The sequence below is a fragment of the Nonomuraea sp. NPDC049750 genome, assembly GCF_040659625.1.
Classification (GTDB): domain Bacteria; phylum Actinomycetota; class Actinomycetes; order Streptosporangiales; family Streptosporangiaceae; genus Nonomuraea.
In genome coordinates this window covers 94883-102618 of the sequence record NZ_JBFANB010000011.1, presented here as the reverse complement: position 1 = coordinate 102618, position 7736 = coordinate 94883, and the positions used below count along the sequence as shown (strand labels likewise).

Here is a 7736-nt window from a genome sequence, read left to right as displayed (position 1 = left end):
CCCGATACAGGCGACCATCCCTACCATCCTCGGTCACCAGCAACGTGTTGTAATTCAACGCCGCCAACGCCTTGGCCTTGAACCCCAGCGATACCGTCGACAACTCAGCACCCGCCGTCCGCTTCCCAGTCGCCGCATCGATCCCCGTATACGTCAACCGGCCGTCGGACAGCACGCCGTACACCGAGGCCGTGCCCTTGGGGGAAACCGTGCCGCAGTTGTGGCTTTCGACGTTGTTCCACTCCATGCCGTTGGCCTGGCCGTAGGTAACGCCGTTGAAGGTCGGCTTGATCCGCTCGGAGCCGGCGTAACCCCACGAGGCGTGGCCGTCGCCGTTGGAGTCGTAGGCGAGCTCGAAGTGCAGGTGGGGGTGGTCGTTGGACAACGCCCCGGTCTTGCCGACCTTGCCGATCACCGTGCCGCGCTCCACCCTGTCCCCGGCTGAGACGGCACGGGACTGCAGGTGGATGTAGGTGGTGAAGTAGCCGCCACCGTGATCGATCTGCACGACGTTGCCACCGTTGTCGTGCCAGAAGGACCTGTCCACGGTCCCGCCGGCGGCTGCGAGCAGGGTGGCGCCTTCGGTCCCCTGCTGGTCGGGCTCCTTCACCATGTCGAGAGCGGGCGCGTGCCCCCAGCTGTTCAGCTGCCACTTCTGACCACACAGGAAGGGAAGCTGGAAGTCTGGTACGGCCAGCGCGGGGCTCGCCAGCCCGACGATCCCGAGCGCGGCGGCGAACAGCGTGGCGATGAATCCGCGTAATAAAGCGGATCGAGGCATGAGATTCCTCCAGGAGGATTCCGGCTGGATGGGAAATGAACAGGGAAGGCGATTTTCCGTAACGCTTGTTAAGGCGTTGCTCGCCTTCCCGCTGACTTCTCGTACGCGGGATCGACCATAGGAGGCGACGGTATGACGCGGGTATGTTCATCGGGTCGTCGCGTACCGCTCAAATAGGAGTACTGTAGACGTCCGCCTCGTCCACTCCGGGGAACGAACCAGCCGACCTGCCGCTCGCGGTCGGCGGTCAGGCGTCGAACATCCCGCCCCCGCAGATGGCGTGCTGTGCCAGTACTTTGACCTGGTCAGCGTGGATCCGCAGGGCATCGCCCGGAGCAACGCGTTCCAGTGTGGCCTGAACGTGGTGGAGCGGGTGCCGCTCACCTACCCCGCCACCGAGAGTGCGTACCAGGACTGGGTGGCCCGCAACGCGAAGTTCTCGCAGAACTGTCATGAGCGCACCCGGCCCGGCGTTCCACCACGTGGACACCACGAGCGCCACCCGGCGCCGGCGCTCGCGGTGGACCCGGCGGGACCCGCCCGCCTGGCTGTCTGGGACATGCAGAATCGGCGACTACTGCTCGTCACCTGCGTGGAAAGCACCTGCTCGGCCAGTGCCGTCGGACAGTCGAGCACGACTCCGGCGCAATCGAGCTCACCGTCGACGCACGCGGCCGACCCGTGATTGCCTGGCTTGACATCAAGTGGTTACTCCTGGGGCGGGAGGTCCGGTTCTCCACGACCGCGGTCCTCAACCGCTGGGGCCCGAACACTCCAGGCCCCATCCTGGGCAAGGGGATACTGATCACTGGCACGGCCGGGCCTGACCGGGGAATGCCTTCGCGATGCTGGGCGCGGCGAATCACCAGCGCCTGTGGCGACATACCGGCGATATACCGCCGTCCCCTAGTGTTCCGCCGTGCAGAGCCCCTGGATGGGAGGAAAAGTGATGAATTCATGAGGCGGATGCGATTCGGCACAGGGAGGTCGACCGCACCGGCAACAACCACACGGGGACCTTCCACGGTGTCACCAGCACAGTCCGGCTGCCCAACCAGGACGGTGCATCCGTCTTCAACAGCTCATCGGGAAATTTTCACCGCCAAGCAGTTCCACATCTCCACCACGGGCAAGCTCACCGTGGAAGCGTGGATCAGGCCGCACACCCTCCAGTTCCCCGACGAGGAACAGACCGGCTACGTCTACTTCATGGACAAGGGCACGAAGTCGGGCAGCGGCGGCGACCGCGAGTGGGCGGGGCGGATGTACTCCAAGGACAACGACGAGGACCGCCCCAACCGCATCTCCGGATACGCCTGGAACCTCGACGGCGGCTACGGCGCCGGGGCGTACTTCCAGGTACTTCCAGATGCCGGTGAAGGTCAGCGAGTGGATCCACTACGCGGTCACGTTCGACACCAGCGAAGGCACGTACGGGAAGGTGCGCATCTATCGCAACGGCGTGCCGGCGGGCACGGACAACCTGGCCTACCGCCCCGGTACGGCGGTTGAGGTCATCGTCAAGCCCAGGCCGGGATCCGCGCCGGTCCGGGTCGGCACCCGTGACGGGAAGTCGTATTTCAAGGGGGCGGTCGGAAAGTTCGCGATCTACGACCGCGCGCTCTCCGGGGCGGAGCTCCGGTCGCACCACGCCGCGATGACCGGATCGGCCGGGCCGAACTTCAACGCCGACGGCGTGGCGGACCTCTTCTCGGCCGCTACCGGGACGCTGACCATCTGGAACGGCAAGGGCGGCAACAGGTTCGTCTTTTGTGCTCTGCGAGGGCTGCGGGACGGACAAAAGGCGGTCGCAAGCGAGGTGATGCAGACATGCTGGAGCCGCATCATGGCCGTACATTCCTCTCCCTGGCGGCACCGGAAATAAGGTTCCTCGGACCCTGGGAGATCAAGGTGGGCGGGCAACCGGTACGGCTGGCGGGCCGTCGCCGCGTCACGGTCCTGACGCGGCTGGCGCTGGCCGCCGGGCAGCCGGTCACCTCGCGGCAACTCCTCGCCGACGTCTGGGGGCAGACCTCGACGACTACGGCCGGCAAGCAGCTCCACATCGTGGTGTCGAAGTTGCGTGAGGTGCTCACTCCCGAGATCATCGCGACCGTGCCCGGCGGCTACCTGCTGGACCTGCCCCGCGACCAGGTCGACGCGCACAACTTCACGCTGCTGGCCGGCCAGGCGCGGCTGGCGCGCGGCCGGCGCGAGCCGGACACGGCCGACGGGTTGTTCCGGCGGGCACTGGCCTTGTGGCGGGGTCGCGCCTTGGCCGAGCTGGACGACCCGTGGGCGCAGATCGAGTCCCGGCGCCTGGAGGAGGAGCGCCTGGCCGTCTTCGAGGACCACATCGACCTGCGGCTGGCCGCAGGGGACCACCACGCGGTGGTGGCCGACCTCGCCCCATACGTCCAGGCCCACCCGCTGCGAGAGGAGCCGCGCGCTCAGCTGATGCTGGCGCTATACCGGGCGGGCCGGCCGTCCGAAGCGCTCGCGGTCTACCAGGATGGCCACACCGCCATGGTGGAGGAGCTCGGCCTCGAGCCAGGCCCGCGACTGCGCCGGCTGCAGCACGACATCCTCACCAGGGACCCCGTGCTCGAGCGCGCCACACCGGCGCAGTCCAGCACGCTCGTCCCCGCCGAACTGCCGGCCGACACCCGCTCGTTCACCGCCCGGCATGAGGAGGTGGACTGGTTGAGGGAGGCGTTGCTGCGTGCGGGCGTGGCCGTCGTCGACGGGCCCGGCGGCGTGGGCAAGTCGGCGCTCGCCGTCCATGTCGCGCACGCGATGGCCGGGCGGTTCCGCGACGGCGTCATCTACGTCAACTTGAACGGTGCTACCCCTGGACTGCCGCCCCTGCCCGTGGTCGACGCCCTGGGCCACCTGCTGCGTTCGCTGGGTCTGGATGGCTCCGCCGTACCGGCCGACCTGGAGAGCGCGATCGCCCGCTACCGGTCGCTCACCGCGGCGAGCGAGCTGCTCGTCATCCTCGACAACGCGCTCGACGCCCACCAGGTGCGGCCGCTCATTCCGGCGGGCGCGGGCTGCCGCGCCGTCATCACGAGCCGCAAGGCTCTGACCTCCCTCGACGACGCCCATCGCCTGCACCTGGCCGGGCTCGGCGACCGCGATGCCGTCACGCTGCTGGCCAGGATCGCCGCCCCCGAGCGTGTCCAGCGCGAGCCGGAGTCGGCCGCGAAGATCGCCGAGCTGTGCGGTGGCTTCCCCCTGGCCATCCGGGTAGCCGGCGCCCGGCTGGCGGCGCGGCCCGACTGGCGGCTGGCCGACCTCGCCGACCGCCTGGCCGACGCCGCCCGGCGCCTGGACACCCTGCAGTACGCCGATCTGGCCGTACGCACCAGCATCGCCGTGAGCCACCGGCACCTGCGCGAGGAGCCCAACGGCCACGACGCCGCCCACGCCCTGCTACTCCTCGGCCTGCTCGACACGCCGACCCACACCCCGGCCGCCACGGCCGCCCTGGCCCACTGGCCCGAGGCACAGGCGGAGGCGGCCCTCGAACGGCTCCGCGGTGCCCGGCTCCTGGAGGCCGCGGGGCGCGGCCGGTACCGCTTCCACGACCTCATCCGCCTGTATGCCAGGGAGCAGGCCACCCGCGAGCTGTCCGAGCCGGAACGCGCGGCCGCGCTCCGCCGCGGCCTTCACCATTACCTGGCCACGGTCAACACCGCCACACAGCGCGTGCACCCCCAGGTCCAGGAGCCCTCATACCAGGCCGAGCAGCTTGGTGTCGTGTTTGCCAGCACGCGGGAGGTCAGCGAATGGACCGAGACCGAGCGTGACAACCTGCTCGCCGTGGCCCATCAGGCGGCCGAGTCCGCCGACCCGGACACCGCCATCGGACTGGCATTGGGGCTGCACATGCCGTTCAACTACCGCGGTTGGGTCACGCACCTGGCCGACGTCCACCGGAACGCGGTCGAGGTGGCCGCGCGGCGCGGAGATTGGGCCGGCCAAGCTCAGGCGGAGAGCTACCTGGGCTGGGTCTACCGCGACCAGGGGCGCTACGAGCAGGCGATCGACCACCTGGAACGGGCAGTGGCGTGCTGGGACAAGGCCGCCCTGCCGCACCGGAGAATTGGCTCCTTCAACAACCTCGGCATCATCTACACCATGCTGGGGCAGCTCGACCTCGCCCGCACCAACCTGGCACAGGCCCTGAACATCGCCGAGGAGATCGACGACCGCTACGCGCGGGGCGCCATCCTCAACAATCGCGTGCATGTGCTCTACCGGCAGGGTCTATTCGAGGAGGCCATCGCACAGGCGAGGACGGCCGTCGTGGAGTGGACCGGCAGCTTGTACGGGGAGGGGTTGTCCCGCGCGACCCTGAGCCGCGCCTACCTGCATGCCGGACGTCTCACCGAGGCGGCCGACACCTACCAGGTGGCGCTGGCGCTCCTGCGCGAGGCTGGATACCGCATCGGCTACGCCGTGACCGCCTGGTGGTCCGGCCAAACCCTGCACACTCTGGGACGGCACGGCGAAGCGCGGAGAAACTGGGCCGAATGCTTCACGACCCTGCTGGAGACACGCCTCCTGACCCGCGCGGAGGTCGACGAACTGCTCGAGCAACCCGTTCCCGACATGCCGCGGCCGATCAGGAACATGCTGTAGGACCAGCATGGGGCCGCCCGCCGTGGCGTCCACCGTGCTGGGCGAGACGGACGGCACGACACTGGCCGCCGACCACCACCCCGCAGCTGGGCCGCGCTGCCAGGGGCGGACCGCGGACCAGCGTAGCAACGAGCGCCGGCCGGTATTCAGCCAAGTCACCCGCTCCAGGTAGTGGTGGAACACGCCGTGGCGGCGTGCACGGGTCCAGGTAAATGGCGGGCGGCCTGCTCGCGGGCGTGGAGGCGGATGAGGTCGTGCATCCGATAGCGGTCGGGCCCGGCGGGCTCGAGGAGGCCAGCATCCAGGAGGTGATTGAGTGCGACTTCCGCCCTGTGTTCCGGCCAGCCGGTCAGAGCGGACGTGCCGGCCACCGTGTGGATGGAGGTTTCCAGCATTCCGAGCATGAGAAACGCGTGGCAGGCGTCATGACCCGCGGGTTCGCTCAGGAGGTGCTGGAGGCTGACCGCGATGCTGTCGCGGATGGCCAGATCGGCGTGTTCGAGGGCGTCGAGGCGATAGTCGGGGTCGGTGAGCTGGTCGGCCAGAAAGGACAGCGCCCGATCGGGCCGGGCGGCCAGGCGTGCCGCCGAGATGCGGAGCGCCAGGGGGAGCGCGCCGCACTGCTGGACGATTTGCCGCACCGCTTCCGGCTCGCCATGGACCCGGCCGGAATCCGCGATGCGGAGGAACAGTGCGGTGGCGTCGGCGCGGTCAAGCCCGGTCAGTCGCAGATGGCTCGTGCTGTCGAGCGAGGCCATGATCCGGCGGCTGGTGATGATGACCGCGCATGACGGCCCGGCGGGGATGAGTGGCCGGACCTGGCCAGCGTCGAGCGCGTCGTCGAGGACGATCAGCAGGTTGCGCGTCGAGGTCAGCGAGCGGTAGCGGGCAGCGGCCTCGTCCAGGGTGGGCGGTATGGCGGCGCCGTCAAGCCCGAGTGAGCGCAACAGCCGGGCGAGGGCCTCGAACGGCGGGAGTGGCTGGCGCCCGGCGGTGGCGGCGCGCAGGTCGACGTAGAGGACGCCGTCGGCGAAGCGATCGGCGACGGTGTGCGCGACATGTATGGCAAGTGCGGATTTGCCCACCCCGCCGGGACCGTGCACCGCGGCGACGGCGGGCAGCCCAGGCCGGGTATCGGTGAGCGTCCTGTGCAGCCAAGCGATCTCCGTGGTACGCGCGGTGAACGCCTGGATATCGGCGGGGAGTTCGGTGGGAATGACGGGCTTGGTGAGCGTGGCACGCTGTGCCGGAGGGCCGAGGTCGAGTGCGGGATCTCGCCGGAGCACCGCCTGCTGCAGCCGGCGCAGTGCCGCTCCTGGTTCGATACCCAGCTCATCGGCCATGATGCGGCGCGTCTCCCGGTACACCTCGAGCGCTTCCGAGGGGCGCGAGGCCCGGTACAGCGCCAGCATCAGCTGGGCGCGCGGACGTTCTCGCAGCGGATTGGCCTTGACGTGGGCGGTGAGCACCGGAACGACCCCGTGATGGTCACCGGCTGCCAGGCGCAGGTCAACGTGGTCCTCCAGTGTGGTGAGGCGCTCCTCTTCCAGGCGATCGGACTCGACCTGGGCCCACGAGGCGGTCATGCCGGCCAGCGCGTCGCCCCGCCACAGGTCCAGAGCCTGGTGGAACAGCCCGTCCGCCGTCGCGATCTGGCCCTGTGCCCTCGCGGTACGTGCCCGTCGGGCCAGGAGCGAGAACAGGTGGGCGTCGATGCGCTCGCGGGGGAGATTCAACTGGTACCCGCCGGAGACGGTCGCGATGATTTCGTCGTCCTGGTGCCGTGAGAGCAAGCCGCGAAGTTTCGACACCACGATGTGCAGCTGCTTAGCCGCCGTCGTCGCCGTGCTCTCGCCCCATACCTGGGCGAGCAGTTGTTCCGCGGGAACCGGCTGCCCGGCGCTCAATGCCAACCTGGTCAGGACCCCCACTCGTCGCTGACCGGCCAGCACGGCCGGCTCTCCGTTCGCCGTGATCTCCCACGGCCCCAGGATTTTGATCTCCAGTCCCATCAGAGCTCCCCCTGTCATTTCGGATGGCTGACGCGAATCTCTGTGCCGGGAGCGGGAAAGGAGACGTCCGCTCGTTGGGGCAGCCAGCCCGGACAGCCGTTTCGATGGTGAGCCGGCGCGGAGCGCGTACGCCTCAAGCGTCGTCACCGCCCGGCGGCGACTCCGCGGCATCGGCCTGAGCTACATGGGCCAGAACCAGTCGATCACCTCACGCACGGGTCCTCACCGAATCCACGAGCAATCGAGAACGCACCCGTCGTACAGACCGACACCACAACCTTCCCCATGGCTCTCAC

Annotated in this window: 5 protein-coding genes; 3 read left to right on the top strand and 2 right to left on the bottom strand. The window is 69.1% G+C overall.

Annotation, left to right across the window (positions count from 1 at the left end; genetic code table 11):
- Positions 1 to 781, bottom strand: a 781-nt coding sequence (locus AB0J16_RS27510; protein ID WP_358544588.1) for a M23 family metallopeptidase, incomplete at its 3' end; no start/stop codon positions are given.
- Between the two features lie 310 nt (positions 782 to 1091).
- Between AB0J16_RS27510 and AB0J16_RS27505 the strand changes: the two genes are divergently transcribed.
- The 3 genes from AB0J16_RS27505 to AB0J16_RS27495 all read left to right on the top strand — a co-directional run bounded on the left by AB0J16_RS27505 (position 1092) and on the right by AB0J16_RS27495 (position 5428).
- Positions 1092 to 1466, top strand: coding sequence for a hypothetical protein (locus AB0J16_RS27505; RefSeq protein ID WP_358544587.1), 375 nt, complete (start codon positions 1092 to 1094; stop codon positions 1464 to 1466).
- Between the two features lie 381 nt (positions 1467 to 1847).
- Complete coding sequence (locus AB0J16_RS27500) at positions 1848 to 2666, top strand: LamG-like jellyroll fold domain-containing protein (protein ID WP_358544878.1); 819 nt, start codon at positions 1848 to 1850, stop codon at positions 2664 to 2666.
- Entirely contained in the window at positions 2612 to 5428 is a 2817-nt protein-coding gene (locus AB0J16_RS27495) for a BTAD domain-containing putative transcriptional regulator (RefSeq protein WP_358544586.1), read from the top strand. The genes AB0J16_RS27500 and AB0J16_RS27495 overlap by 55 nt, the downstream gene beginning before the upstream one ends.
- Before the next feature lie 155 nt (positions 5429 to 5583).
- On the opposite strand, the gene AB0J16_RS27490 is transcribed toward AB0J16_RS27495, so the two are convergent.
- Positions 5584 to 7440, bottom strand: coding sequence for a BTAD domain-containing putative transcriptional regulator (locus AB0J16_RS27490; RefSeq protein WP_358544585.1), 1857 nt, complete (start codon positions 7438 to 7440; stop codon positions 5584 to 5586).
- Positions 7441 to 7736 lie beyond the last annotated feature (296 nt).